We start from the raw sequence: 204 nt of genomic DNA on the forward strand, positions 1-204 counted from the left end.
CTCGATGATCACGTGGGCGTTGGTGCCCGAGACGCCGAACGACGAGATGCCGGCACGACGCGCACGATCGACCGAAGGCCAGGTGCGAGGCGAGGTCAGCACCTCGACGGCTCCGGACTCCCAGTCGACCTGCGTGGTCGGGGTGCCGACGTGCAGCGTCCGCGGCAGCACGCCGTGACGCAGCGCCTGCACCATCTTGATCAC

General features: G+C 69.1%; 1 protein-coding gene. It reads right to left on the bottom strand.

Going from position 1 to position 204, the window contains the following annotated elements; translation table 11 throughout:
• On the bottom strand, window positions 1-204 hold a 204-nt coding region (locus UK23_RS48115), incomplete at both ends, for a ketoacyl-synthetase C-terminal extension domain-containing protein (protein ID WP_045318580.1).

The sequence above is a fragment of the Lentzea aerocolonigenes genome, from assembly GCF_000955955.1.
Classification (GTDB): Bacteria; Actinomycetota; Actinomycetes; order Mycobacteriales; family Pseudonocardiaceae; genus Lentzea; species Lentzea aerocolonigenes_A.